Origin of the sequence: Synechococcus sp. NOUM97013, assembly GCF_014279815.1 — a bacterium.
GTDB lineage: Bacteria > Cyanobacteriota > Cyanobacteriia > PCC-6307 > Cyanobiaceae > Synechococcus_C.
Genome location: NZ_CP047941.1, coordinates 1,592,305 through 1,615,739, shown reverse-complemented (window position 1 = coordinate 1,615,739; position 23,435 = coordinate 1,592,305). Strand labels below are relative to the sequence as shown.

At 61.0% G+C, this 23,435-nt stretch carries 22 protein-coding genes; 8 read left to right on the top strand and 14 right to left on the bottom strand.

Annotation, left to right across the window (positions count from 1 at the left end; translation table 11 throughout):
- Positions 1-26: 26 nt before the first annotated feature.
- From SynNOUM97013_RS08755 to SynNOUM97013_RS08700, 12 genes are all read right to left on the bottom strand, one after another.
- Entirely contained in the window at positions 27-422 is a 396-nt protein-coding gene (locus tag SynNOUM97013_RS08755; RefSeq protein WP_186479397.1) for a hypothetical protein, read from the bottom strand.
- 19 nt (positions 423-441) lie between these two features.
- The gene (locus tag SynNOUM97013_RS08750) at positions 442-669 is read right to left on the bottom strand and encodes a Nif11-like leader peptide family natural product precursor (protein WP_186479396.1); all 228 of its coding nucleotides are present in this window, start codon (positions 667-669) and stop codon (positions 442-444) included.
- Positions 666-1,028, bottom strand: a complete 363-nt coding sequence (locus SynNOUM97013_RS08745; protein WP_186479395.1) for a c-type cytochrome — start codon at positions 1,026-1,028, stop codon at positions 666-668. Before SynNOUM97013_RS08745 ends, SynNOUM97013_RS08750 begins: the two co-directional genes overlap by 4 nt.
- Before the next feature lie 125 nt (positions 1,029-1,153).
- A complete protein-coding gene (gene petE, locus SynNOUM97013_RS08740) occupies positions 1,154-1,513 on the bottom strand; it encodes a plastocyanin (protein WP_186479394.1) in 360 nt (119 codons plus the stop codon).
- A gap of 19 nt (positions 1,514-1,532) precedes the next feature.
- On the bottom strand, positions 1,533-2,555 hold the full coding sequence (locus tag SynNOUM97013_RS08735; RefSeq protein ID WP_186479393.1) for an NAD(P)-dependent oxidoreductase: 1,023 nt from the start codon (positions 2,553-2,555) through the stop codon (positions 1,533-1,535).
- Positions 2,552-3,610: a uroporphyrinogen decarboxylase gene (hemE, locus tag SynNOUM97013_RS08730; protein ID WP_186479392.1), complete on the bottom strand. Its 1,059-nt coding sequence runs from the start codon at positions 3,608-3,610 to the stop codon at positions 2,552-2,554. Before hemE ends, SynNOUM97013_RS08735 begins: the two co-directional genes overlap by 4 nt.
- A 98-nt stretch (positions 3,611-3,708) precedes the next feature.
- Positions 3,709-6,006, bottom strand: a complete 2,298-nt coding sequence (glgB, locus tag SynNOUM97013_RS08725) for a 1,4-alpha-glucan branching protein GlgB (protein ID WP_186479391.1) — start codon at positions 6,004-6,006, stop codon at positions 3,709-3,711.
- Positions 6,007-6,075: 69 nt separating this feature from the next.
- Positions 6,076-6,822 carry a DUF3887 domain-containing protein gene (locus tag SynNOUM97013_RS08720; RefSeq protein WP_186479390.1) on the bottom strand — a complete coding sequence of 249 codons (747 nt, stop codon included), beginning with the start codon at positions 6,820-6,822 and terminating at the stop codon, positions 6,076-6,078.
- A 23-nt stretch (positions 6,823-6,845) separates the two neighbouring features.
- The gene (locus tag SynNOUM97013_RS08715) at positions 6,846-8,468 is read right to left on the bottom strand and encodes a CocE/NonD family hydrolase (RefSeq protein ID WP_186479389.1); all 1,623 of its coding nucleotides are present in this window, start codon (positions 8,466-8,468) and stop codon (positions 6,846-6,848) included.
- Positions 8,458-8,745: a hypothetical protein gene (locus SynNOUM97013_RS08710; protein WP_186479388.1), complete on the bottom strand. Its 288-nt coding sequence runs from the start codon at positions 8,743-8,745 to the stop codon at positions 8,458-8,460. The genes SynNOUM97013_RS08715 and SynNOUM97013_RS08710 overlap by 11 nt, the downstream gene beginning before the upstream one ends.
- 66 nt (positions 8,746-8,811) lie before the next feature.
- Positions 8,812-9,216, bottom strand: a complete 405-nt coding sequence (locus tag SynNOUM97013_RS08705) for a DUF4332 domain-containing protein (protein WP_186479387.1) — start codon at positions 9,214-9,216, stop codon at positions 8,812-8,814.
- Complete coding sequence (locus SynNOUM97013_RS08700; protein ID WP_186481539.1) at positions 9,213-9,656, bottom strand: Ycf51 family protein; 444 nt, start codon at positions 9,654-9,656, stop codon at positions 9,213-9,215. The genes SynNOUM97013_RS08705 and SynNOUM97013_RS08700 overlap by 4 nt, the downstream gene beginning before the upstream one ends.
- Positions 9,657-9,720: 64 nt before the next feature.
- Between SynNOUM97013_RS08700 and SynNOUM97013_RS08695 the strand changes: the two genes are divergently transcribed.
- From SynNOUM97013_RS08695 to SynNOUM97013_RS08660, 8 genes are all read left to right on the top strand, one after another.
- On the top strand, positions 9,721-14,154 hold the full coding sequence (locus tag SynNOUM97013_RS08695; protein ID WP_186479386.1) for a translocation/assembly module TamB domain-containing protein: 4,434 nt from the start codon (positions 9,721-9,723) through the stop codon (positions 14,152-14,154).
- A gap of 3 nt (positions 14,155-14,157) precedes the next feature.
- Entirely contained in the window at positions 14,158-15,072 is a 915-nt protein-coding gene (locus SynNOUM97013_RS08690) for an ROK family protein (protein WP_186479385.1), read from the top strand.
- A gap of 20 nt (positions 15,073-15,092) precedes the next feature.
- On the top strand, positions 15,093-16,406 hold the full coding sequence (locus SynNOUM97013_RS08685) for a glutamate-5-semialdehyde dehydrogenase (RefSeq protein WP_186479384.1): 1,314 nt from the start codon (positions 15,093-15,095) through the stop codon (positions 16,404-16,406).
- Positions 16,403-16,780, top strand: a complete 378-nt coding sequence (folB, locus tag SynNOUM97013_RS08680) for a dihydroneopterin aldolase (protein ID WP_186479383.1) — start codon at positions 16,403-16,405, stop codon at positions 16,778-16,780. The genes SynNOUM97013_RS08685 and folB overlap by 4 nt, the downstream gene beginning before the upstream one ends.
- 1 nt (position 16,781) lies before the next feature.
- Positions 16,782-17,396, top strand: coding sequence for a triacylglycerol lipase (locus tag SynNOUM97013_RS08675; protein ID WP_186479382.1), 615 nt, complete (start codon positions 16,782-16,784; stop codon positions 17,394-17,396).
- 69 nt (positions 17,397-17,465) lie between these two features.
- Positions 17,466-18,149 carry a DUF6629 family protein gene (locus SynNOUM97013_RS08670; protein ID WP_186481538.1) on the top strand — a complete coding sequence of 228 codons (684 nt, stop codon included), beginning with the start codon at positions 17,466-17,468 and terminating at the stop codon, positions 18,147-18,149.
- A 5-nt stretch (positions 18,150-18,154) separates the two neighbouring features.
- Positions 18,155-18,706, top strand: a complete 552-nt coding sequence (locus SynNOUM97013_RS08665) for a hypothetical protein (RefSeq protein WP_186479381.1) — start codon at positions 18,155-18,157, stop codon at positions 18,704-18,706.
- Positions 18,703-19,842: an alpha/beta hydrolase gene (locus tag SynNOUM97013_RS08660; protein WP_186479380.1), complete on the top strand. Its 1,140-nt coding sequence runs from the start codon at positions 18,703-18,705 to the stop codon at positions 19,840-19,842. Before SynNOUM97013_RS08665 ends, SynNOUM97013_RS08660 begins: the two co-directional genes overlap by 4 nt.
- Here the strand turns inward: SynNOUM97013_RS08660 and SynNOUM97013_RS08655 are convergent.
- Entirely contained in the window at positions 19,814-21,298 is a 1,485-nt protein-coding gene (locus SynNOUM97013_RS08655) for an ArgR family transcriptional regulator (RefSeq protein WP_186479379.1), read from the bottom strand. The two genes, SynNOUM97013_RS08660 and SynNOUM97013_RS08655, sit on opposite strands and share 29 nt — an antisense overlap.
- A 19-nt stretch (positions 21,299-21,317) precedes the next feature.
- Positions 21,318-23,435, bottom strand: coding sequence for a M3 family metallopeptidase (locus tag SynNOUM97013_RS08650; protein ID WP_186479378.1), 2,118 nt, complete (start codon positions 23,433-23,435; stop codon positions 21,318-21,320).

Sequence of the window (23,435 nt, the reverse complement as noted above, 5' to 3'; positions counted from 1 at the left end):
TGGCTTCCCCAGGGCTGGCGTCGTCTTCAGCCGAATCCCTGCGCCTTGGCCTGACGGGTTAATGGGCGCTGGTCTCCTTTGACCAGGACCTGACGCTCGTGAGCCTCTCCCACGTGGGGTGCGATTTCAACACCTTGTTGTTCCATGCGCTGCCGCCATTCGGCTTCCTGGCTTGAGCCGGTTTCGCTCTGCAGATAAGCCGTCACAGTGGCATGGGCCTTGTCATCCGGAGCAAACAACAAGGTGCCGGGTCCTCGTCGTTGACGCGTGAGCTTTCGCCGCAGCCGTCGCTGTTGCGTTCCAGCCCACAGTTGCCCGGCCGCTGAGGTCATGTAGTCGTTGAGTGATGGCTGATCAGTGTCTTCACTCAGCGCCATCGATGTGCCATCGACAAAGTCGCTCAGCAGGGTGACCACGGGCATCGTCAAGACCTTGAAAACGTCAGTCTCTGTTCCCGGCGGGGCGGAGGCCCAGCGCACTGCGCTTCCACCAACCATCCATGGATGTGCTCTGAGGGTCTTCGATCAGATCGGATGCTGAAACGACGAAATCCAGCCGTCGCGCCAAAGCGATAATCCCTGCGTCATCGCTGCATCTAGCGAGCTCTTGGCGAAGCGATGCACTGTGTTCAAGGGCATGAACGAAGCGACGCAGTCCTTCACGGCTCATCTTGACCAACCCTTTTCTGCCTGGCGTTCCACAAATGCTGCGACGTCATCGATATCGCTGGCGCTCAGCTTGCCCTCAAAGGCCGGCATGGCGTTTCTGCCATTTTCGATTTGGTACTCGATGGCTTCGATCGGGTCTTGCAGGTAAGACTCCAGATGGGCTTGGAGATCCTGTTGGCTGAGCGTCCGACTGGCGCGGATCACATTGCCTCCGCCCATATGGCAGGCCGCGCAGTTGGCGGAAAACAGCTGTGCCCCATGCTCCACGTCGGCATCGATCGCTGCCGTCGCTGGAAGCGCCGTCATCAAGCCGATGCACAGGCTGAGAATCACGGCTAACGCGGGGAAAGGGTTCAGCATCGTTTGCTGATCAACACTGGTTCAACCCTATCGATCGACAGCCATAAAAAAAGATCCCAGAGAGATGATTCACTCTCTGAGATCTGAAAATGTGGATTTAAAGAAAAAGAGGATGATTCAGAGAATCACTCAACGATCACCTGGCCAACCATGCCAGCACCACGATGGGGCTCGCAGTAGTAGTCGTAGGTGCCAGCTTCGCTGAAGGTTTCCTCCCAGGATTCGCCAGGAGCGAAAGCGAGATCAGGGTGGCTGAGCTCGTCGTGGCCTTCGAAGACAGCGTTATGGGGCGCCATCTTGTTGTTGACGAACTTGACGGTGTCACCCGCTTTGATGGTCACGCTGCTGGGCTCAAATGCCAGCATGCCGGAATCGGCGCCGAGCTTGACTTCAACAGTTGCGGCGCTGGCGGAAGCCACACCGAGAGAGCAGGCCAGAACGAAAGCGACGGCTGCACTGAGAATGGTTTTGAGACTCTTCAGCATTGGATCTAAAGGAGTTGAGTCAATTTAACCGCATTGATATGGGCCCCCGTGGCGGAAGTCCTGAATCCTGTAGGACGGCTTCAAGATCTGAAGCATGACTGCTGCCTCCGAACCGCTCCGGTTGGGTGACGGGCTCATGGATGAAATGGCGTTGACGGATCGAAAAGCGATCCCAGGCGTTGACCTCAATCGGCAAAACACGGATCAAGGTTTCAATCAGCCAGGGCCACAGGGGGATGCCTGGGGTCAGCCGCACGCCACGCCAGCGACACAGGGTGGCCACGGCGTCATTGACGCTGATGGCGCGTTGGCCCATCACGATGCGGCGCACCGCGCCTTGACCCGGTTCCGAATTGCGTTGGTGCGGTGTGGTGGCGAGATGACCGCAGATAGCAGCGATGTCGGCGGCATGGATGAAGTGGAAACTGGCATCGGCTCGCAGGAACCGGGCCAGCCAAAGCCATTTGCTGGCTTCCGCAAGGCCTTCGGTCAGGTAGCTCGTTGGGAAGCGACTGGTGCCGTCCACGCGACCGCCGAACACCAGCGTTGGAAAGACGGCAACGATCTTTTCGGCCAGTGGATGCGCTTCCAGGTCCTTGAGGCATTGGGCCTTGGTCTGGATGTATTCCGTGCCGTAGGCCAGGGCTTCTCTGAGGGGTTGAAGATGCCGGTCGAGGATGCTGGCGGTTGAGAAATAGGTGATTTGCTCGATCCGATCAGGATCCAGCAGGCTCAGCATGCGTTTCACTGCCACCACATTCACCTGCAGCGCGCGTTCAGGGTCGCCCCATGCCGTCGCTGTGTGAATCACGCGCGTCACCGTGGCCAACTCGGTTGCGAAGCGGTCGGTATCCCTTAGGTCGCCGACCAGCAGCTTCACCCGCGGGTGATCCGCGGGAATAGCGCTCAGCTTCTCCGGATCGCGAAGCCAGAGAAGCAAGTCCGCATCGCTGTGCTCGAGCAGCCAGGCCGTGGTGTATTGACCGACGCAGCCGCTGGCACCAGTGATCAGGATGCGCGCTGGGGTTGAAGCCTGACTCAAGCGAGGGCACCCACGCGGTCCATGACGCTCTTGCCAGCCTTAAAGAAGGAAGCGCCGTTCTCCTCAGGAGTTCCGGGAAGGATGCCGTGACCGAGGTTGAGGATGTGCTTGCGGCCACGGGCCTTGCGCACGCAGTCGTCGATGCGCGCCTGGATCGCTTCTGGAGTGCCGAACAGCAGACCGGGATCAACGTTGCCCTGAACACCGATGTGCTCCGGCAGGCGTGCCAGCGCTTCGGCCATGTCAACCGTCCAGTCAAGGGAAACGATGTCGACGCCGGTAGCTGCCATCCGTTCGATCACTCCGGCGCTGCCGGAGATGTAGAGGATGAACGGTGTATGGGGGTGGGTCTGTTTGACCAGATCGACGACCTTCTTCTGATAGGGCGCAGCAAAAGTGTCGTAGTCCGCTGGACTGAGTTGGCCTGCCCAGGAATCGAACATCTGCACCACCTGTGCACCGGAATCGATCTGGTAACGCAGATAGTTGGCGATGGATTCGGCGAAGTGGTCCAGCAGCTTGTGGAGGATCTCCGGCTCCTGGAACGCCATCGCCTTGATAACGGCGTAGTTTTTGCTGCTCTTTCCTTCCACCACGTAGGCGGCCAGGGTCCAGGGGGCACCAACGAAGCCGAGAACGGCCGCTTCATTGCCGACGCTCTGACGCAGACGCCCCAGCACCTCACCCACGAAGGGCATGGATTCGGCTGGTTCCAGAGGGCGCAGAGCATCGACCTGGGCCATGCTGCGGATCGGATCGCCGATCTGAGGGCCTTTGCTCTCGATGATGTCGAAATCGATGCCCATGCCCGGAAGGGGCGTGAGGATGTCAGAGAACAGAATCACGCCATCGGGCTTGAAGGCGTGGAACGGCTGCATGGAGATCTCGTAGGAGAGATCCGGGTTCTCCGAGCGTTCGCGGAAGCTGGGGTACTTGTCACGCAGATCCCGGTAGATCTTCATGTAGCGGCCTGCCTGGCGCATCATCCACACCGGAGGACGCTCCACCGCTTCACCGCGGGCTGCGCGCAGCAGCAGGGGCAGAGAGTCGCTCATCAAGCCGAATTCAGGTAAGTCGGAAACCTACCTGAAGATTCCATGCTCCCGGCCAGGTTTCTCGCCATGCTGAGCTGTTCGTCACATGGTGAGGGTTGTCAGTCCTCGGTTGTCGGAGTCTGTGCAGCGAGACTGCGCTTGGGATCGTGGCGGAACACCATCAGGCTGAGCGGCGGCAGACAGAGATCCAGGGAGTTCTCATAGCCATGGATGCCCCACTCATCAGTTGGTTTACCGCCCATGTTGCCCAGGTTGCTGCCGCCGTACTTGGAGGCGTCGGAATTGAAGATCTCCTCGTAGAAGCCGGAAAGCGGAACGCCCACTCGGTAGTGGGAGTGGCTTTGCGGGGTGAAGTTCGCCACTACCACCAGCCAGGTGCCGCTGGCGCTCTCCCGACGCATGAAGCTGATCACGGAGTGGCGGTTGTCATTGCAGTCGATCCATTGGAAGCCGAACTGATCAAAGTCATCACGCCACAGCGCCGGCTCTGACTTGTACAGCGCATTCAGGTCGCCGACCATCAGCTGCAGTCCCTGATGGGGCTCGAAGTTGAGCAGATCCCACTGCAGGTCACCCCACACGTTCCATTCAGAGCGCTGGCCGAACTCCATCCCCATGAAGATGGTTTTCTTGCCTGGATGCGTCCACATGTAGGCGAGCAGCGCACGGGTGTTCGCGTACTTCTGCCAGTCGTCACCTGGCATCTTGTGCAGCAAATGGCTCTTGCCATGCACCACTTCATCGTGGCTGAGGGCAAGCATGAAGTTCTCGGTGTAGGTGTACCAGATCGAGAAGGTGATGTTGTTCTGGTGGAATTGCCGGAACCAGGGATCGAGCTCGAAGTAATCGAGCATGTCGTGCATCCAACCCATGTTCCATTTGAGGTTGAATCCCAGACCTCCAATATCCGTGGGTTGCGTCACCATCGGCCAGGTGGTGGATTCCTCAGCAATGGAGAGAGCTCCAGGGAAATGCTGGAACAGCACATGGTTGGCCTGTTGCAGGAAACGCACGGCTTCAGTGTTCTCTCGACCACCGTTTTCGTTGGGAAGCCATTCCCCGTCAGGCCGCAGGTAATCGCGGTAGAGCATTGAGGCGACAGCATCCACCCGGATGCCATCGATGTGGAACTGGTCAAACCAGAACACCAGATTGGCCACAAGGAAGTTGCGCACTTCGTTGCGGCTGTAATTGAAGATCAGCGTTCCCCATTCCTTGTGCTCGCCGATGCGCGGGTCGGCGTGCTCATAGAGATGGCAGCCATCAAAGAAGGCAAGACCATGGCTGTCCCTAGGGAAATGACCAGGAACCCAGTCGATGATCACGCCGATGCCTTCCGCATGGCAGCGATCCACGAAGGCCCTGAATTCATCGGGTGTCCCGTAGCGGCTTGTAGGCGCGTACCAACCGGTGACTTGATAGCCCCAGGACCCATCAAACGGATGCTCGGTGATCGGCATCAGTTCGATGTGAGTGAATCCCCTCTCCTTCACATAGGGAATCAACCGGTCGGCCAGCTCCGGATAGGTGAGTAGACGGGCCCCTGGTTTGAGGTCAGCTGCGGGCACCGGTGCGCGTGGGCTGCCATCCGCCTCGCGGTAGGGCTCTTCAGCCGAGGCATGCATCCAGCTGCCCAGATGCATCTCGTACACGGAGATGGGCTGGTCGAGAGCATTCTTGCTGTCGCGTGTCTGCATCCAGCTGGCGTCGGTCCAGTGGAATCCATCCAGATGACTGACGATGGAACTGGTGTCCGGACGCACCTCGTGTTGGAAGCCGTAGGGATCGGCCTTCTCGTAGCAGTGGCCGTTCTGGGTCCGGATCTCGTATTTATAAAGATGGCCTTCGGGCAGGCCGGGGATGAACAGTTCCCAAATCCCTCCGACGCGTTGCTGCATCGGGTGCTGACGTCCATCCCAGGAATTCAGGTCACCGATCACGCTGACGCTGAGGGCGTTGGGTGCCCAGAGGCAGAACATCACGCCCTCGACGCCAGCCCGCTCACAGCGATGGGCACCCATCCTGCGCCAGATGTGGTGATGGTTGCCCTCAGCAAAGAGATGGCGGTCCATCTCGCCCATCCATTCCTCTCGGAAGGCCCAGGGGTCGTGCTGTTCATGGGTGATCCCACCCCGTTCGACCCGCACGCTGTAGTTGCAACCGGGATCCGTGGGATGCTCGGCCTCAAAAATCCAAGGATGGTGAGGGGTCGTCATGGCGATCTCCTGACCACCAAGAAGCAAGGTGACGCGATGCGCTTCCGGCATCCAGACCCTTGTCACCCAGGTGCCGCTCTCCAAAGGCTGGGGGCCGAGAATGGAGAAAGGGTGGTCGTGTCGGCATTCAGCGAGACGCTGTGCGTCATCAGCCATCCAGTCGAGCACCGTGCTGGGCATGCCGTCAGACGTTCAATTGGGCGGGAGCTTAAGCGGAAAGTTCCCTCAAACTCCCTTCATGCCAGGGATTCAGACCAGATCCGCTGAGAAGTCGACATTGATGATCCGCCCCTGGCTGTTGAAGATCACGAAGAGGTTGTCGGTGACATTGCCGAATTCAATGGTCACCAGCACCAGTTGCTGCTCGCTGCCCTGGCTTGCCACAAGCGCACTTTTGACCCGCTTCATTCCACCGAGCACTCGCTCCAGCTTCGACCATTTGCGCTCCAGGTCGGCGGGCGAAATCTCTTTCTGAAACTCCAGATCAAGGTAGTAGCGGGCTGCGATCCAGCGATCGGCTTGGAGATCTTTGACGAAGTTCAGTGCGGTTTGCTCGATCGGCAGCATCGTGCCGACCCACTTCCAAGCCAGCAGTTTGCCGTCGTCATCCAGCACCAGGATCAAGGGAAGTTCCCGGGTTCCTTCATTGGTCACGGTCACCGTGTCAACGGTGGTGTCGTCCAGTCCTGGATTGATCTCCACGACACGGAAGGAGTCGATGACCGGCGCACTTTCCAGTCGCTTGGCGATCGCTTCGACGCTGCTAGCTGACTTCAGGGGGGGGGACAGAAGGTCGTAGATGGCCTGGGCGTCACGCGTCTGGATCGCTTTCAGCAGTGCAGTGGCTGAGGCGTTGGCCTGGGCTGCTGTCAGGGAGGTGCGTGTTGCGCTCTGGGCCTGAGCAACGCGAAGTTCGGCATTGACGCTCGCCGCGGGGATCAGCTCCACCGTGCAGGTGGCCAGGGCTGCGGCCAGAAGACAGGGGGTGAGCTTCACGGCAATCGACAAATCGGTCGCGATCAGTCTGCCGGAGTTCCTCCGGTCTGGGGCAACAGCAGCGGCAGCATCTGCAATTGCGCTGATTCCAGGTGCAACGCAATGCTGATCACGCGGCAGTCGGCATTGGGTGCACCGCAGGGAACGTTCGGATCACCGGGATTCACTGCAATCGCTGGCCAGGCGGCCCCTGCAATGGAAAGGCGCAGTCGATCGCCAGGGTTCAAAGTGGCATGCAATGCCTGTAATTCGAGCGTCAGGGGCCTGGGATTGAGCGCGCTCTCACCGATGGTGCGCAGTACACCCGTGCTCAGCTGCTGAACAGCCTCGGACCCAGCGGGCAAGCGAGAGAGGGCCACGGAGAGATCAAAGCCAGGTTGATCGGCGAAGCCAACCAGCTGCAACATCGGCCTGCCGCTCAGCTGGAGTCTTTGGCTGACCGGAGCGCCGGTGAACAGCGCCACATCGCTGCGCTGATCAACGGATGCCCGGTCGACAGGACCTGCGGTTGGGCTCAGGTGGCCTCCGACCGCTGGGACGGGCCGCCAGGGGTCGTGGACGATCACGACCTGGCCACTGCCGTTGGATCCATCGTTGATGAGAGCTCCTTCGCTGGGGTCAAGACAGGCCAGGCCGGCGCTGCTCAAGCTCCAGCCTGGACTGGCTTCAGTGGGCTGATGGGCTGGATTCGTGGTGTGGGTGCGCTCCCAGCACGCGTTGGTCTGGTTCCAGAGATGCACGCCGGTTATGGCGATCTCATCACTGGTTTGCGTTGAGGGGTGATTTTGTAGATGTTGCTGGAAAAAGTTCAGCAGCAGGTTGCTGCTTTGCGGCCACCACTGGAGATGGGTGGCTGGACCAATGTGCAGAGCCGGTTGGCCTCCGACCGCATAGGAGCGTTCTGCGAGGTCCAGCAGGCCGCGCAGATGCGGGTCCCACCAGCCGCCGAGCAGAAGCATGGGCGTCTGCAACCAGCGCTCCGGAACGGAATGCCGGATCCAAGCGGATGCATCGTGCGCTGACTGATGCAACCAGCGCACGGCCATGCCGTGCGGATCGTGCTCTTCCAGGAGGCGTAGGCCATCTCGCAGGTAGCTGCCGTCCTCCAGGCTGCGGCGGATTTCCTCCCAGGACGACTGTTCGCCACGGCGTCGCGCCTGCAGGGCCGCCAGCTGCAGCCCCCATCCCAATCCCAGATGCCACCAGTGCGCTTCTCCCTCGCAGCTCCAGTGATTGCGTTCGTCCAGCCCGCACATGGCTGGTGCGATGCAATCTGGCGGTGGACACTCCTCCGGTGCCAGTAGTTGGGTCAGGCCTTGGTAGGAGAAGCCATAAAGGCCAATGCGACCATTGACCTCCGGCAGTCCACGCAGCCAGTTGAGCGTGTCGGCGGTGTCATTGGCTTCCTGCGAGAAGCCAGCAAAGGATCCCTGTGAATCGCCCTGGCCGCGCACGTCCTGAACGACCACCAGGAACCCATGCCGGCACCACCACTGGGGATGCGGCAGGGTGACAGTGGAGGCGATGGCCCTGCCATAGGGCTGTCGCATCAACAGGGTCGGCCAGGGGCCCTCACCCTGAGGGCGCCAAAGCCTGGAAACGAGGGTCGTCCCGTCTTGGGTGATCAGATCCGCGTCAGCGAACATCCGGGCAGTTGATGCCGATGGCGTAAGTCACCACGATCTCAGCATCGGTGTTGCTGAGGTTGCGCTGACCGGCAACCAGGGCGATCGATTCAGGAGATAGTGCGGACTCGCCTCGAGCATTGAAGGACTTGAATTGCTGGCAAAGCGCCCGCGCTTCGCTCGGATTGCGCTTAACGCTTTCCAGAAGCGACGACTGCGCTTGCGTTTCAGGGCTGATGGCGAGCACGGTTGCGACTGCTGCCAGGACTGCAAACGACAGATTGTGGAGGGAGCGCATCGGAATCCTCCGTCCGAAACTGCACTCATTTGAAACTGATGAGACGGCTATGGCCGTGGTTGGCGGTCAGTTCGTGTTTTGCCTCTCTTGTGCACGACGGATCCAGCGACGCGCAACAGCCAGGTCGACCACTGGAGGCCGACCGCTGCGTAGCTGCCGCTCCAGTCGACCTGTTCGGTTGACCACGTCCTGAGGACTCGACCCTGCGATGGCTGCCACCGTGGCCAGCCCGGCATGCATCAACAACGCGGCATCGGCCGGGGCCAGGTCGAGAGCACAGACCAACTCGGCCATGCCTCTTACACGCTTGAGGTTGCGGGCTGATGCGCGCCCCGAGGCAGCCAGACGGCTGATCCGGATCTCATCGAGCTGGCGGACCTGTCCCCAAGTGTTCAGGCCTGCATCCTGGAGAGCATCGCGCTCGTGGCGGAGGTTTTGCGGCAATTCATGCAGCTGGTCATCCGGTTTCATCCGGCGGAAAAGCTCCGGGTTGTTTCGCCAAGGACCACGGGTTTCGAAGCCCCATCACCAGCAGGCTGCAGCTGCCGCAGTCGAACGGTCACTTCCGCACTGCCGCGACCTCCGGGACGCACGTTCTGGGCGAGTTGTTGCAGCGTCGGCTCGATGGCTTCGCGGGGAAAGTCCGAACTGGCCTGGGCAACGATCAGGTCGTCGCCGTTGTCGAACACCACAGGAGCCCTGAGAGCGCCCTCGATGATGACGGTGGGGGTGTAACTGAGGCCGAAGGCCCAGCAGCTGATCGCCAGAACGAATGTAAAGCTGGTCACCCCTACCAGCCGGAAACGCAAACCCCATTTGGCGATGAACGCCACCAGCGTGAGCGCCAACGACACTGCACCGCCCTTGACGAGCCAGCTTGTGGCGGTTTCGAGCAGGTCCTCGAGCGGCATGGGCTGGTGTCGTTTGGATGTGGTCTTTATATTGCGTCGACCTCGGGCTTGTTGACGGGCAACGATGCGTCGAGGAGGAATCGTCACGCACAGACAGAAGCTGTTTCTTTCCCTTCTGGGAGGAAGCTTTGTTGGGGGTGCGACGCTCTGGCTCGTGGCAGATCGGGTGATCGCCACGCAATTCGAACGTCTTCGCCCCGTGATTGAAGCGCGGGTGTCCGAACCGCTTGGTCATCCGGTCAGTCTGGGTCGCTATCGAGGACTGGGTTTTCAGGGCATCAGCTTCGGTCCCATTGCGGCGCAAGCGGGATCTGCCGACCAGTCCACCGCAGCCATCGAGCGCTTAAGCATTGGCTTCAATCCGTTGGAGAGCCTGTTGCGACTGCGTCCGGTCCTTCCGGTCAGGATTCAGGGCGTTCAGCTGGACTTGCGTCGCAATGCGCAAGGGGCTTACTGGATCCCTGGCCCCCTGCCGCAGGGAGGGGCGCCACCGCGTCTTGACCTGCAAGTGCGCTTGCTCGATCCAGCCAGGATCAGGATTGCACCCGCTGGCTTGACGCTGTCCGCAGCTGGCTGGAGCGGAATCCAGCTGGATGAGAGGCGCGCCCAGGGGTCTCTTCAGCTCATGCTTCCCGACAGAGGCAGGGTGATGGTTCAGGGGGAGGGGCGCTGGGATCAACCCGAAGTGGAACTCAGCACGCGGTTGGAGCGTCTTCAGCTTGGGCGTTATCAAGGCCTTCTGCCTGACAGCTTCCCTGTGCAGCTCAAGGGTCAGCTGGGCGGCCAGGTGCGCCTTGCCTGGCGTGATGGCCGCGCCCAATGCGACGGCGGACTCTCGCTGGCGGATGTGACGGTCAGCGGTGAATCCCTGGACCATTCCCTCCAAACCCCGCAACTGCGCCTCAGTTGCCTTGGCGATCAGCTTTCGTTGCCCACCAGCCGTTGGGTCTATGGGCCCTACCAGGCACGTGTGGGTGGTGGCGTGCGTCTCAACCGTTCCTTCGATCTGAAGGGGGCTTTGGAAGAGCCCAATCAGAATCGCCGCTTGGCCTTTCATCTCGATGGCGCCTGGCGTCAGCCTCGGGTTCGCGTGGATGGCCGCTGGGCTCTGCCTTCAGCGGTCCCGCTGGATGGCCCGGTGGAGCTCGGTGCTGAACTCCAGGCTGACTGGCGTCAGGGGCCGCGATGGTCCGCCACGCTCGAGCAGCTCGATCTCAGGGCCCCTGGGCTGGTGGTTGAGGCCAAGGGTGAATTGCATCCTCGGCTGAACGTCACGACTCAGCAGCTTCAGTTGGCCGGTCCTGCCTGGAAGCGCCTGCCTCTGGTGCCGAAGTTGCTGGGAACGGCAGCCCCCGTCTCTGGTGTGTTGACCCTGCGCGGTCAAAGCGTCCAGCCGGAAGTAGCGCTCAGCCTGCAGCAGACCCGCAACCCCCTGCTGAAGGAATGGTCGCTCCAAGGTGGATGGACAGCCCAGTCCGGGCTGCTGCGTCTGGAGCAATGGCGCAGCCCCGAACTGAATGCTGAGGCACAGCTTCCCCTGGCTTTGGCCGACGGTGGAATCAAGACCGGAGATCTGCAAGCCTCGCTGCAGTTGGAGGCCTATCCACTGGAACGGCTGGGTCCTCTGTTGGGGACCGTGATGGATGGCACATTCAGTGCGTCCGGTGCGATCCGTGGCCCTCTTCGGACGTTGCGTCCGGATCTTCAGATCGCTGTGGTTCATCCACGCGCCGGTGCACTGCGCCTGATGGAGAACTGGAAGGGTCGGTTTGAGGGCCGATCCGGTGGTGGTGGCGCGTTATCGATGGCCTCAGTGGGGTCTGTCATCCCAGGGGCGTTGGAGGCTCAGTTCGGCTCCGACTGGATGCCCTCCGATGTGCTGCTTCGACGCCGCAATGGTCAGCTGCGCCTGCAAGGCTCTCCGGCGGACTATCGCTGGATGGCGACCAATCTTGCTGTGGATGGTCTCGAGCTGGCCTTGCCTCCCAAGCAGCGTTGGGAAGGCATTTATGGCCTGCTGAGTGGGCAAGGCTCGCTGGGGTTGCAGCCGCTGGCGATGCAGGCCGACCTCACGCTCAAGCGTCCAGGTCTGATGGGTGTGCAGCTGCAGCAGATTCTGCTGAGCGGTCGCTACTCCGATCGTCGTTACAGCTTGACCAGTGAACTTCTGCCTCCTGACACGGGACAGATCACCCTGGAGGGTGAAGGCAGAATGGGCGGCGCTGTGCAGGCGCAGGCCGTTGCGCGGGGTGTCAGTGCCCGCTGGCTCAGCAACAGTGCCCTCAGCTTGCTGCAGCTCAGTCAGGACCTGCCTCTGATGAAAGGCACCGCGGCGGATCTGGGCACCCTTCTGATGAACACTTTCGGCGGAACGCTGGATGGTCAGTTGCGTGCCTTGCGCGATGCGCGTGATGCACTGCTCAAGGCCAAGAACGACAACCGCGACCTCGAACCCTTTCATCTAGAGGATCTCAGGGGTCAGCTGGATGCGGTGATTGATCTCCAGGGTCCAGAGATTGCAGACCTCAACCTTGAGCTCAATGCCCGGGGGCACCTCTGGCTTGAAGGAGAGGATGCGGATTACGCCTTGCAGGTCAAGCCGTTTACGGCCCGCCTTGAAGGCCCTCTTGTCGGTGGAGAGGGGCGCTTCTCGCTGGCGCATTTGCCCTTTGCGTTGCTGGGGCTGGTCGCCCCGATGCCCGCGGCCTTGAAGGGCGCTCTTGGCATGCGTGGCACCTACCGGCTCAACGGTGCCAACTCGGAGATCACCAGCGAGCTCGTGCTCGAAGACGCCAAGGTTGGAGCCAATCCGATTGCCTTCCAACGCAGTCAGGTGCTGCTGAAGGATCAGGCTCTCACGCTGGATCTGGCTCTCACATCCCAGTCATCGTCTGAGCCGGTGACGGTGACCGGTCGCATTCCATTGGTCGCGGATCAGCCTCTTGATGTTCGCATTGTCAGCCTGGGCGATGGGCTGCGTTTCCTTACGGGACTGTCTAACGACGCGGTGACCTGGAACGAAGGGGAAGTGGATCTGCGCCTGTTGCTCGGGGGCACGCTCGGATCGCCCAAGGCCAACGGTTATGTGGTGATCAAGGACGGTGCCTTCGAGGCCCAGGGGCAGTCGCTCGCCAAGGTCAATGGCTCGATGGTGTTTGATTTCGACCGCCTTGAGGTGCAGTCGCTCACTGGCCGGTTCGCGTCAGGCGGTCAGCTCACCGGCAGTGGGGCACTGTCGCTGCTGAAACCGGTCGTGGAGCCAGAGCCGCTACGGCTCCAGCTGGAGAAGGCCAGGATCAAGGTGCCGGTGGCTGACGTGGAGGTCGGTGCTGACCTGATCGTGACCGGTGCTCTGGTGAACCCCCAGATCGGGGGACGACTGGAGATCAGCCACGGGGCGATCAAGCCCCGCCGCACCAAGGTGACGCGTGACCCCTCCTCCTCGGGTCAGGATCAATCGCCAACGATGGTGGCCAACGCTGGAGATGCCGCATCGGCCACCACAGTGGATGCGTTGCTGGAGGAGCAGTGGACTTTCAATGAGCCTTTGGTGTTGCAGGGCGCTGATGTCGAAGCGGACACAAGCCGGTCGATCAAGGCCGCAATGCCCAAGCTTCCATTCATTGGATTCCGCGATCTGCGCTTGTCCTTCGGTCCCAAGTTGCGGGTTGAAGTCCCCTTCTTAGCCACGTTCAAGACCCAAGGTCTGCTGACGGTGAACGGGGCCTTGGACCCCAACCTGCAACTGCGCGGGGTGGTGGAGCTCCTCTCCGGACGGGTGTCCATGTTTACGACCACCTTCACGCTCGATCGTCGGGCCTCCAACGTGGCGGTGTTCACGCCATCGATGGGCTTGATCCCCTATGTGGATGTCGCCATGACCACCCGGGTGTCGGACAACGTCACGATCCCGGTGGAGAACGATGCGTTCTCCACCACAGTGTTTGACTCCAACGGTCTGGGAAATCTTGGCGCGGGCGGTCAACTGCGACTGATCAAGGTGCTGCTTGTGGCGACAGGACCCGCCGATCGCCTGGTGAAGAACATTCAGCTGCGCAGCACACCGGCTCTCTCACAGCCCCAGCTGATGGCCCTGATTGGTGGGAACTCTCTGGCTGGTTTGTCGGGTGCCGGCGCTGGCACAGCGATTGCAGCGGTGCTCGGCCAGTCGCTGTTGTCGCCGGTGTTGGGCACGCTCACGGATGCTTTCAGTCAGCGGCTGCAGTTCGCTCTCTACCCCACCTACGTGACACCGGTGGTTCAGAGTGAATCCGAGCGCATCTCTGGCCAGGTTCCTCCACAGCTGGCTCTGGTCACCGACATCGGCGTCTCCGTGACGGACCGCTTTGATTTCTCTGTTCTGGCAGCGCCCAATCGCAATGACATTCCCGCGCAGAGCACCCTGACTTACCAGATCAATTCCAATCTCAGTGCATCCGGGTCCGTGGACACCCAGGGCACTTGGCAAAGCCAGCTTCAGTTGTTCTTCCGGTTCTGATTCATGCCAGATCCTTGTGTGATCGGGGTTGATCTGGGAGGGACGGCCATCAAGCTCGGGCTGTTCAGCCTGGAGGGTGTTCTGCAGGCAGAACATCAACGCCCGACCCCGCAACCGGCCACACCGGGGGCTGTCTGCATGGAGATCGTTGAGGCCATTGGAGTGCTCGACCCCGATGGCCGCGCGTCGGTGGTGGGGATCGGTTTGCCGGGGCCGATGGATGCTGAGGCCCGCATCGCCCGTGTGTGCATCAACCTGCCCGGCTGGGAAGAGGTGCCCCTAGCGGCCTGGCTAGAACCCCGTCTCAACCGTCGCGTCACCCTCGCCAATGACGGCAACTGTGCGCTTGTGGGTGAAGCCTGGAAAGGAGCTGCCAGCGGCTTTGATGACGTGGTGCTGCTGACCCTGGGCACTGGTGTCGGGGGTGGCGTGATGCTCTCCGGTGAGTTGTTCACGGGCCATCACGGTGCCGCGGCCGAGCCTGGTTTGATCACGCTGTTCCCTGAAGGACCCGCTTGCAACAGCGGCAATCGCGGCTCTCTGGAGCAATTCGCCAGCATCACGGGGCTGCAACGCCTCGGCGCCGACGACCCTGCCGCGCTGGCCGCGGCCGCATCCCGTGGCGATCAAGACGCCCTGGCGATTTGGGATCGCTACGGAGAGCTGCTGGGGACCGGGATCAGTTCTCTGGTGTATCTGTTCACGCCCCAGTTGGTGCTGCTGGGTGGTGGCCTTGCCGGGGCGAGTGCCCATTTCCTGCCTGCCGTGCGGCGTGAGGTGATGTCTCGCGTGCAGGCCATCAGTCGTGAGGGTCTTCAGATCAAGGCATGTGCCTTGGGCAATGGAGCTGGACGTCTGGGGGCGGCTCGTCTAGCAATTCAGCGTTTGCTTCCGTCTGCGCCACCCCAGGCGGGATGATGGTGCGTCGTCGCTGATCCATGCCCGTGCAGGCCGTTCCAGAACCCTCCCCGGAGCTTCTGTCGCTAGCGGTTGGATTGCGCCGGGCTGCGACTGATCTGGGCCAGACAAGTGATCAGGAGCGCCGTGAGGCTCTGCTGGCCATGGCCCAGTCACTCCAATCCCACGCGGACGCCATCGTGGCGGCCAATCTTGAGGATCGTCAGAGGGCTGAGCAGAGCGGCTTGGCTCCGGCCTTGCTGGCACGTCTCAAGCTCGATGCAACCAAGCTGGATGGTGCGATTGCCGGTGTGCGTCAGCTGGCGGAATTGCCGGACCCCCTCGGCCAGCGTCAGCTGCATCGCGAACTGGATGAAGGGCTGGTGCTCGAGCGGGTGAGCGTGGCTCTCGGGGTTGTGGGTGTGATCTTCGAGGCACGCCCTGATGCTGTGATCCAGATCGCATCACTGGCGATCCGATCTGGGAATGGCGCGATTCTCAAAGGTGGACGCGAAGCCGAGTGCACCAACAAGGCGGTCATGAGCGCCCTTCAAGACGGGCTCAAGGCAACCGCCGTGTCGCCTGATGCGCTCGCCTTGCTCACCACCCGAGAAGACAGCCTGGCGCTGCTGCGGCTCGATGGATTGGTGGATTTGATCATCCCCCGCGGCAGCAATGAGCTCGTGCGTTTCATTCAGGACAACACCCGCATCCCGGTTCTTGGGCATGCGGATGGGGTCTGTCACCTTTACGTCGATGCCGAGGCTGATCCTGACCAAGCTGTGAGGATTGCCATCGACAGCAAGACGCAGTACCCCGCTGCCTGCAATGCCATCGAGACGTTGCTGGTGCATAGCTCCATCGCCGCCGCCTTCCTAGAGAGGGCCATTCCGGTCTTCCAGGCCAAGGGTGTGGGTCTGCTCGGCGACCCGGAAGCCTGCCGTCTCGGCATCCAGGACGTGGCGACTGATGCGGACTGGAGCACGGAGTATCTCGATCTCACCCTGTCGGTGCGAATCGTGGACGATCTCGAGATGGCCTTGGAGCACATCCGCCGTTATGGATCCCGTCACACCGAAGCGATCTCCACCCGCAATCGCGCCACGGCGGAACGGTTCCTGCGAGCTGTTGACAGCGCAGGGGTCTACCACAACTGCTCGACCCGTTTTGCTGATGGATTCCGTTATGGATTCGGCGCGGAGGTGGGCATCAGCACGCAGACGTTGCCTCCCCGTGGTCCTGTGGGGCTTGAGGGTTTAGTCACCTATCGCTACCGCTTGCGAGGTGATGGGCATATCGCTGCCGACTATGCCTCCGGTGATCGTCAGTTCACCCATCGGGATCTGACGGCATGACTCAGCAACCGTTGGATGTGATTCGGGTCGATGATCTGCGTCTCTGGGCCCATGTTGGCGTGTTGGATCATGAGCGCCGCGATGGCCAGTGGTTTCGTGTTGACCTGGCGCTGCACCTTGATGTGAGCCAGGCGGCGTTGGCCGATTCGCTGGAGGCCACCGCCGATTACAGCCAGGCGGTGAAGGCCCTTCAAAACTTGGCCGCTGACATTCGATGCCAGACGATTGAACATTTCAGTGAACGCATGTTCGACGTGCTCGAACAGCTCTATGGCTCCATTCCGATTCAGCTGCGTCTCTGCAAGTGCCACCCTCCCATCCCAGGATTCGTCGGTACGGTGAGCATCGAACGCTGGCGCCGCAAACCGTCCTGAGATGACCTCCTCGGCGCCGTCAGCCACCAGGCGACCCTTGGTTCTTGTGCATGGGCTGTGGGATACACCGCGCCTGTTCCGCCGTCTGGAGCGGCAGCTCGAAGCCCATGCCTTTCCACTGCTGGTGCCGCACCTGCCCCATCGCCTGGGCGCGGTTCCTCTATCCAACCTGGCGGAACAGCTTGATGAGCACATCCGTCGTCATTTCGGCGATGAGCAGACCATTGATCTGCTCGGCTTTTCGATGGGTGGTGTCATCTCCAGGATCTGGCTTCAACAGCTCGGAGGTGTGCATCGCACCCATCGCTTCATCAGCGTCGGTAGTCCCCAGCGCGGCACGATCACCGCGCAGTGGATCCCTCCCTGGCTGTTTGCCGGCCTGGCGGACATGAAGCGGGGCAGTCCGTTGCTGCGCTCTCTCAATGACGATGTGGCCTCGCTCCGTCAGATCGACTGTCTCAGCTACTACTGCCGCTGGGACCTGATGGTGGTGCCGGGCTGGCAAGCCCATCTTCCGGTGGGGGCCGTGCACAGTGTCCCTGTGCTCACGCACCAACAACTGATCAGTGATCCGCGCGCCCTCGATCGGTTGGAGCAAGCGCTTCTGCGTGACTGATTGGTTGCTTCAGCGGTGACAGATTGTGTTCCTATGGGCACACTTTGGGGGTTCCATCCAGAGCCGCGCATGTGTTTTTCGGCCTCGGCAAGTTTCACGGCATCGGCCGTGCTGATTCCTCTCGGTTTGTATTCAAACCATCTGGCCACCCGCCATGAGCGGCCGGATTACAAACCTCTGGCCTTGGTGCCCTTTTTCTTCGGTGTGCAGCAGCTCGTCGAAGGATTGGAGTGGACGGCCATCGATAACGGCGGATTGGAGCCTCTGGGAAGCATTGCTGCGAAGGGGTTTCTGTTCTTTGCCTATTGCTTCTGGATGATCTGGATTCCATGGAGTGCCTGGTCCATCAGTCGAAGTACCGACTCCAAGGGATTGCAACGGCGGCTCAAATGGGTGGCGATTGTGGCCACGGTGCTGGGGATCGGTTTTTACATTCCCGTGCTGTTTCAGGCCGACCTTGTGCAACCCGCTATCGAATCCGGTCGCATTCACTATCAAGTGGATACCACTTGGCACAACTTTGTGAACACCGAACCAGTCGGTCAACTTACCTATTGGGGATTCATTGTGTTGCCGCTGGTTGCACTCAGTGACCGCGCGGTCAAGTTGTTCGGCATCCTGATCTTTGTGTCGATCTTTCTCACCTGGTTCACCTACAGCATCGCCTTTAATTCCGTGTGGTGCTTCTACTGCGCCGTTCTATCGATCATGGTGATCTGGATCGTGAATCGCCCCCACCTCCGTCAGGCCTGAAGCCGATGGCAGAGCAGCTGGTGGCATCGCTGGAATCCATGGGTCAGCTTCTGCTGGCCATGGACTCCGGCGTCGGTCTCTTGATTGGCGTCGGCCTTTCGATGTCGGCTTCGCATCTGTTTTCTCTCCTGGCCAATCGGCTTTCGCCAGCACAGATCCTGATGCACATGGTGGTGGATGGGCTGGTGCTGAGCCTGGCCTTTCTGCTGGGAATTCTTTGCCACAGCTTGATGCTGATGCTGTTGGAGGGCGTGCCTCTTCAGCCGATCACATTTGCCAATCGCATGGGGGCTGCCCTCTGGCCCGGACTGTTTTACGTGCTGGCCGCGGCTCCCTATGTGAGTGATCTGATTGCGGTCAGCCTCTTGGCCTGGATCCACCTCAATGTTCTGCTGTTGCTGCAGGCCGTCTACGGCATTCCGCTTTTAACTGGTTTGGTGGTGGCCACTCCCGGCTTTGTGGTTGCCTTGCTCTTGGTCGGGCTGTTGTTTGCCCAGCGTTGGCGCACCAGCTACGACATGCTCGCCCGTGAAGTGGCAGCTCTCACCCAGCCATGAGTGGTTCATCCGCCAACTCGTCCGCCAATGTTCGGTCGTCTGCGGTGCAGCATCAGCGGCGTCGCCTGCGTCGTGGGCGCCGTTGGTTGGTCGTGGCGGTGGTGTGTGTGGCGATGCTCGGCTTGCTCGGGTTCACGGCCGTGCGTCGGGATGCGTCCTCGCTGCTGGCGCCGCAATCACTGTTTGAACTGCTGACCTGGTTCGGCTCGGTTGTGGTGATTGTGACCGCTCTGGTCGGTGTGTATTCGGTGATGGTGGATTTCGTGTTCTGGGAAGGCTGGATGCAGGGTCTCCCTGACCCCAGCCGATTGTTTTCCGCAGAGGAGGGGCCGGAAGGCCGCCATCGTCATTACTTGGTGTATCTCGATGGCATTCATCAGAGCGAGGAAAGTCATCCGCCGCGTGTCAGCGAATTTCTGGGTTGCCTGGATGACGCCATCGCTGCCGACACGCTCTTGGTCAAAGGCATTGAGGCTTACACCATTACCAATGCAGGACTGCGCTCCACGACGCTGGGTGGTTGGTTCTGGCAGCGTCTCTTCGCTCTGCAGGAACATCACCCCAATGGTCTGATCCGTTTCATCTGTTCCTTCTGTGTGCAGGCCAACAATGTGATCAAGGTCGGCATTTCCTCCGATCGTCGTTACGGCCCCGTGATGAATTACGAGCTCGCGTTGAAGATCGCGCGCCGTCTGGAGTCGGCGGGCTTTCACCCCAGCCGCGCCGCTCGCATCGTTCTTGTTGGGTACAGCGGTGGTGGAGAAATGGCCATTGGTACGGCGGAGATTCTTCAGCAGCTCTGCCGCGTGCCCGTGCAGGTGATCACTGTCTGTGGTGTGTTCAGTGGAAACGGCGCCTTGGAAACGATCCGGGATGTGGCCATGGTGGTGGGCAGTCGGGATCCCGTCGCGGCACTGGGACGAATCGCCTATCCCGGCCGCCTGTCGCTGTTGCTTCTTTCGAACTGGAACCGCTGGCAGCGAAAAAATCCTCTCCACCGCTACCCCATTGAGGGGATGAGTCATAACGGTGGCTCAGGCCCCTTTTCGGTGGCTTACCGCGGCGAGGTGGTGAAAGCCATCTGTCGTGAACTGGAGCGCTCGGACCTCACGGCATCTGCGCTGTCTCCCCGTTGAGGGCTCGCACGAGGGCGAACGGACTGTGACGGGGCTGGCTGAGCCGCAGTCTGCGCTGTGCATCGGAGCGAGAGTTGCTGGTGTGGAAGAGATCCTGGGGCAGCTGCTCGAGACTGACGCGGTAGCGCTCCACACAGCTGTTGGGTGCCTCAAGCCCCGCATCAAGCAGATGCTGGAGCTGGCGAAGCAGTCGCTCTCGCCAGAGGTCGCCGAGGGTGAGAGGAAACAAGCTGGTTGTTCCTGTGATGGCCAGCTCCACCAAGGCGGTGGAGTCAATGCAGAAGCCCAGAGCTCCGTACCCACCCCCATGAAGATCACTGAACTGGGCTTCGCTGTTATGCACGGCTCCCATCAGTTCACAGAGATCGAGGGCCTCCTCTAAGGGGTGGTCGCGGAGTTCATCCGTCGGATAGGCCACGCTTCCGTTGCTGCGGTCGTTTTGCCAGGGGCGATGTTGATCATTCAGAGCGGCCCAGCCATTGAGCCCCTCTGTCCCCTGGTAGTACTGCACCATCACGCTCTCAGCCTCCGGGTCTGGAGGCTGTAGTTCCAGTTCCAGAGAGCAGTGGGGGAGAAGTGCATTGATTTCCTCCCCATTCGCATCCAGTAGTCCGGTCCGATAGGGAACGGCCAGAGGGACCTGCTGCCAATGCTCACCGTTGTGCGTGCTGGCACCGAGTCCGAAGCTGGCGACGCTGGCTCGGATTCGGGCATGGCACTGCCATCCGCGGTCACGCAGGTGTTGGAGCAGGGCTCGCCCACTGCTCACTCCACAGAACTGATAAGGCGTGGCTCCGCCCGTTTTGGATTCGCCAGGCATCGAGGGCAATCGATTGCTGCCGAGTGCATTCAGCACCTGGGCCATCACCCGGTTGCGCCGTTTTGCACGCTCGGATTGAAGTGAAGGAAGCCCTTGATTGCGCCAGCAGAGCGTGCTCCCGAGGGCACTGATCTTGGCCAAGGTGCCAGGTTTTGAGCCCTCAGCGGGGCCTGCAAGGTCTGTTGCCGTGATCGTTTCGAGCGCGTCCAGGCTTTCGGGCAGCGGCACGGTGTCGTGATCGCTGAGCGCTACATCACGTTCACTCCATCGATCGATGGCACCCCGTTGTTGACGCTTGGGTGATGGGGGCAGCAGATGTTGCAGGTCATCCGCCACCGTGGCCAGCAGCAATGGACTGATCAGGCCTGTTTCCAGCACGTTGCCGATCGAGCGCAAATGCTCCGGCAAGCTGGCCTGCTGCAGCTTCCAACGACGCGGAAGCATCAGCAGCAAGGGGATCAGCTGCTGGTGGTGAAGATCCCTGAGAAGGTCCTTAAGAAAGGCATCACGACTGATGCCTTGGCGCAAGCTGCTCAGCTCGAGCGCCTGGTCGAGGGCCAGCAGAGGAGCAAGATCGGTTCCATCCTCGGCGCGTTGGCCCCATTCGGGGCTGAGCCTGAGCAGTTCATCTGCCATGGCTCAGGCCTCGAACGAATTAGGCCATGGCCTGAGCCAAGCCTGTGTGACGAATGAGGGCCTCACTGGTGGCGTCGCGGCCGCGGAATTGGCGGTAGACGTCGGCAGGCTTGAGACTGCCACCCAGGCTGAGGATCGTGTTGCGGAACCGTTCGCCTGTGGCGGCGATTGCGTCGTCTTGTTCAAGACCCACCTCTTCGAAGGCGGCGAAAGCATCGGCGCTGAGCACTTCCGCCCACTTGTAGGAGTAATAGCCAGCGGCGTACCCCCCCGCAAAGATGTGGCCAAAGGCGCAGAGAAAATGATCCTCAGGTACGGGTGCCAGCACTGTTGTGGAGTCGGCGATCTGACGACGGAAGGCATCCGGGCTTAAGCCGAGATCTGCAGTCCACTGACTGTGCAGTCGCAGATCAGTGAGGGCGAAGTGCACCTGACGCAGGGTGCCATTGCCTTGCATGAAGGTGCGGCTGCTGCAGAGTTTGCGGTAATCCGCTTCGGGGAGCGGTTCATCGGTCTGCCAGTGACGGGCCATGCCCATGAGGGTGCTGCGGTCAAGGCACCAGTTCTCCATGAACTGGCTGGGAAGCTCCACTGCATCCCATTCCACGTTGTTAATGCCTGCAGCCTGGGGGTGGTCGACGGTGGTGAGCATGTGCTGCAGCCCGTGACCGAATTCATGGAAGAGGGTTTCCACCTCTTCAAAGCTCATCAGGCTCGGTGTGTCCCCGGCTGGGGGCGTCTGATTGCAGATCAGGTATGCAACCGGAAGGACAGGTTCCCCATTGCGATCACGACTGCGACTCAGGCATTCATTCATCCAGGCACCGCCGCGCTTGCTGGCGGGACGGCTGAACGGGTCGAGGTAGAACGCGGCCAGGGGAGCATGGTCACGGTCCAACACCCGGAAAAAGCGCACGTCTTCATGCCAGACGGGAGCTTCGCCATCGGCGGCCTCAATGCGGATACCGAACAGGCGTTCGCACAGTCCAAATAGGCCGTCGAGCACACGGGGAAGCGGAAACCAGGGGCGCAGAGCCTCCTGATCGAGGTCAAAGCGCTCCCGCCGCAGCTGTTCAGCCCAGTGGCTGACATCCCAGGGAGCGAGGTCGTCCGCTGCGTCAGCGCCTTGGTTGGCTGCACAGGCTTTCAACTCGGTGAGTTCGTTCTGAGCCACCGGCATCGCTGAGCTGCGCAACTCCTCCAGCAGTGTTTCAACGGCTTGGACGTCGTCGGCCATCTTCGAAGCCAGGCTCAGTTCAGCCCAGTTGCTGTAACCGAGGCGCACAGCCTGCTCGCGTCGCAGCTGCAGGATCTCTTCAATGAGAGGAGCGTTGTCGAGATCGCCGCTGCTGGCTCGACTCACTTGGGCTTTGTAAAGCGTTTCGCGCAGGGACCTGTCCTGCGCATGGGTGATCACCGGCAGGTATCGGGGCATATCCAGACCCAGACGCCAGGGGCCATCGGCCGCGGAGGGGGCGGACCCATCGGCTTGGGTATCGCCGGCTTCTGCCGCGGCTCCCGCCAGGATCTCCATGGCTCGCTCTGGGATGCCACGCAACCGATCACGCTCGTGAATCACCAGGTTCCACTGCTGCGTTGCATCCAGCACGTGATTGCTGAAGCTGGTGGAGAGAGCGGCCAGCCGCTCGCTGGTGCGGTTGAAGGCAGCCTGGTCTTCACCTTCAAGACCAACGCCCCGGTGCTGCATGGAGAGCAGTTCCGCATCCAGGATGCGCTTTTGTGTGGCATCGAGAGGTTGGGCGGGATCGGAGAGCAGACGGCTGAGGGCTTTGTGAATGATCTGGCTCTGCCCCACGCGGTTGCTGAAACGAACCACCTCCGGTTGCTGGCGCGCATGGGCTTCGCGCAATTCCGGTGTGTTGCGCACTGAGGTGAGATGACTGACGACGCCCCAGCTCCAGTTCAGCCGCTCACCCAAGGCGTGAAGAGGCGACATCAACGTGTCCCAGGTCAGTGGTGCCGGGTTGTTAAGGCGCTGCTCGAGGGATGACTCCAGCGTCTCTAGTTCTTCGCTGAGGGTGTGCAGGAGATTTGGGATCTCCCGGTCGACCTGGTCAGCGTCAATGGCATCAAAGCGGGGAAGGCCCTCGCCTCGCAGCAGTTCCGAAGTGCTCAT

Bases quoted from the DNA above. Each gene is read 5' to 3' on its own strand.
- SynNOUM97013_RS08755 (WP_186479397.1), bottom strand. From the start codon at position 422: ATGCCCGTGGTCACCCTGCTGAGCGACTTTGTCGATGGCACATCGATG.
- SynNOUM97013_RS08750 (WP_186479396.1), bottom strand. From the start codon at position 669: ATGAGCCGTGAAGGACTGCGTCGCTTCGTTCATGCCCTTGAACACAGT.
- SynNOUM97013_RS08745 (WP_186479395.1), bottom strand. From the start codon at position 1,028: ATGCTGAACCCTTTCCCCGCGTTAGCCGTGATTCTCAGCCTGTGCATC.
- petE (WP_186479394.1), bottom strand. From the start codon at position 1,513: ATGCTGAAGAGTCTCAAAACCATTCTCAGTGCAGCCGTCGCTTTCGTT.
- hemE (WP_186479392.1), bottom strand. From the start codon at position 3,610: ATGAGCGACTCTCTGCCCCTGCTGCTGCGCGCAGCCCGCGGTGAAGCG.
- glgB (WP_186479391.1), bottom strand. From the start codon at position 6,006: ATGCCCAGCACGGTGCTCGACTGGATGGCTGATGACGCACAGCGTCTC.
- SynNOUM97013_RS08715 (WP_186479389.1), bottom strand. From the start codon at position 8,468: ATGTTCGCTGACGCGGATCTGATCACCCAAGACGGGACGACCCTCGTT.
- SynNOUM97013_RS08710 (WP_186479388.1), bottom strand. From the start codon at position 8,745: ATGCGCTCCCTCCACAATCTGTCGTTTGCAGTCCTGGCAGCAGTCGCA.
- SynNOUM97013_RS08705 (WP_186479387.1), bottom strand. From the start codon at position 9,216: ATGAAACCGGATGACCAGCTGCATGAATTGCCGCAAAACCTCCGCCAC.
- SynNOUM97013_RS08700 (WP_186481539.1), bottom strand. From the start codon at position 9,656: ATGCCGCTCGAGGACCTGCTCGAAACCGCCACAAGCTGGCTCGTCAAG.
- SynNOUM97013_RS08695 (WP_186479386.1), top strand. From the start codon at position 9,721: ATGCGTCGAGGAGGAATCGTCACGCACAGACAGAAGCTGTTTCTTTCC.
- SynNOUM97013_RS08690 (WP_186479385.1), top strand. From the start codon at position 14,158: ATGCCAGATCCTTGTGTGATCGGGGTTGATCTGGGAGGGACGGCCATC.
- SynNOUM97013_RS08685 (WP_186479384.1), top strand. From the start codon at position 15,093: ATGCCCGTGCAGGCCGTTCCAGAACCCTCCCCGGAGCTTCTGTCGCTA.
- folB (WP_186479383.1), top strand. From the start codon at position 16,403: ATGACTCAGCAACCGTTGGATGTGATTCGGGTCGATGATCTGCGTCTC.
- SynNOUM97013_RS08675 (WP_186479382.1), top strand. From the start codon at position 16,782: ATGACCTCCTCGGCGCCGTCAGCCACCAGGCGACCCTTGGTTCTTGTG.
- SynNOUM97013_RS08670 (WP_186481538.1), top strand. From the start codon at position 17,466: ATGTGTTTTTCGGCCTCGGCAAGTTTCACGGCATCGGCCGTGCTGATT.
- SynNOUM97013_RS08665 (WP_186479381.1), top strand. From the start codon at position 18,155: ATGGCAGAGCAGCTGGTGGCATCGCTGGAATCCATGGGTCAGCTTCTG.
- SynNOUM97013_RS08660 (WP_186479380.1), top strand. From the start codon at position 18,703: ATGAGTGGTTCATCCGCCAACTCGTCCGCCAATGTTCGGTCGTCTGCG.
- SynNOUM97013_RS08655 (WP_186479379.1), bottom strand. From the start codon at position 21,298: ATGGCAGATGAACTGCTCAGGCTCAGCCCCGAATGGGGCCAACGCGCC.
- SynNOUM97013_RS08650 (WP_186479378.1), bottom strand. From the start codon at position 23,435: ATGAGCACTTCGGAACTGCTGCGAGGCGAGGGCCTTCCCCGCTTTGAT.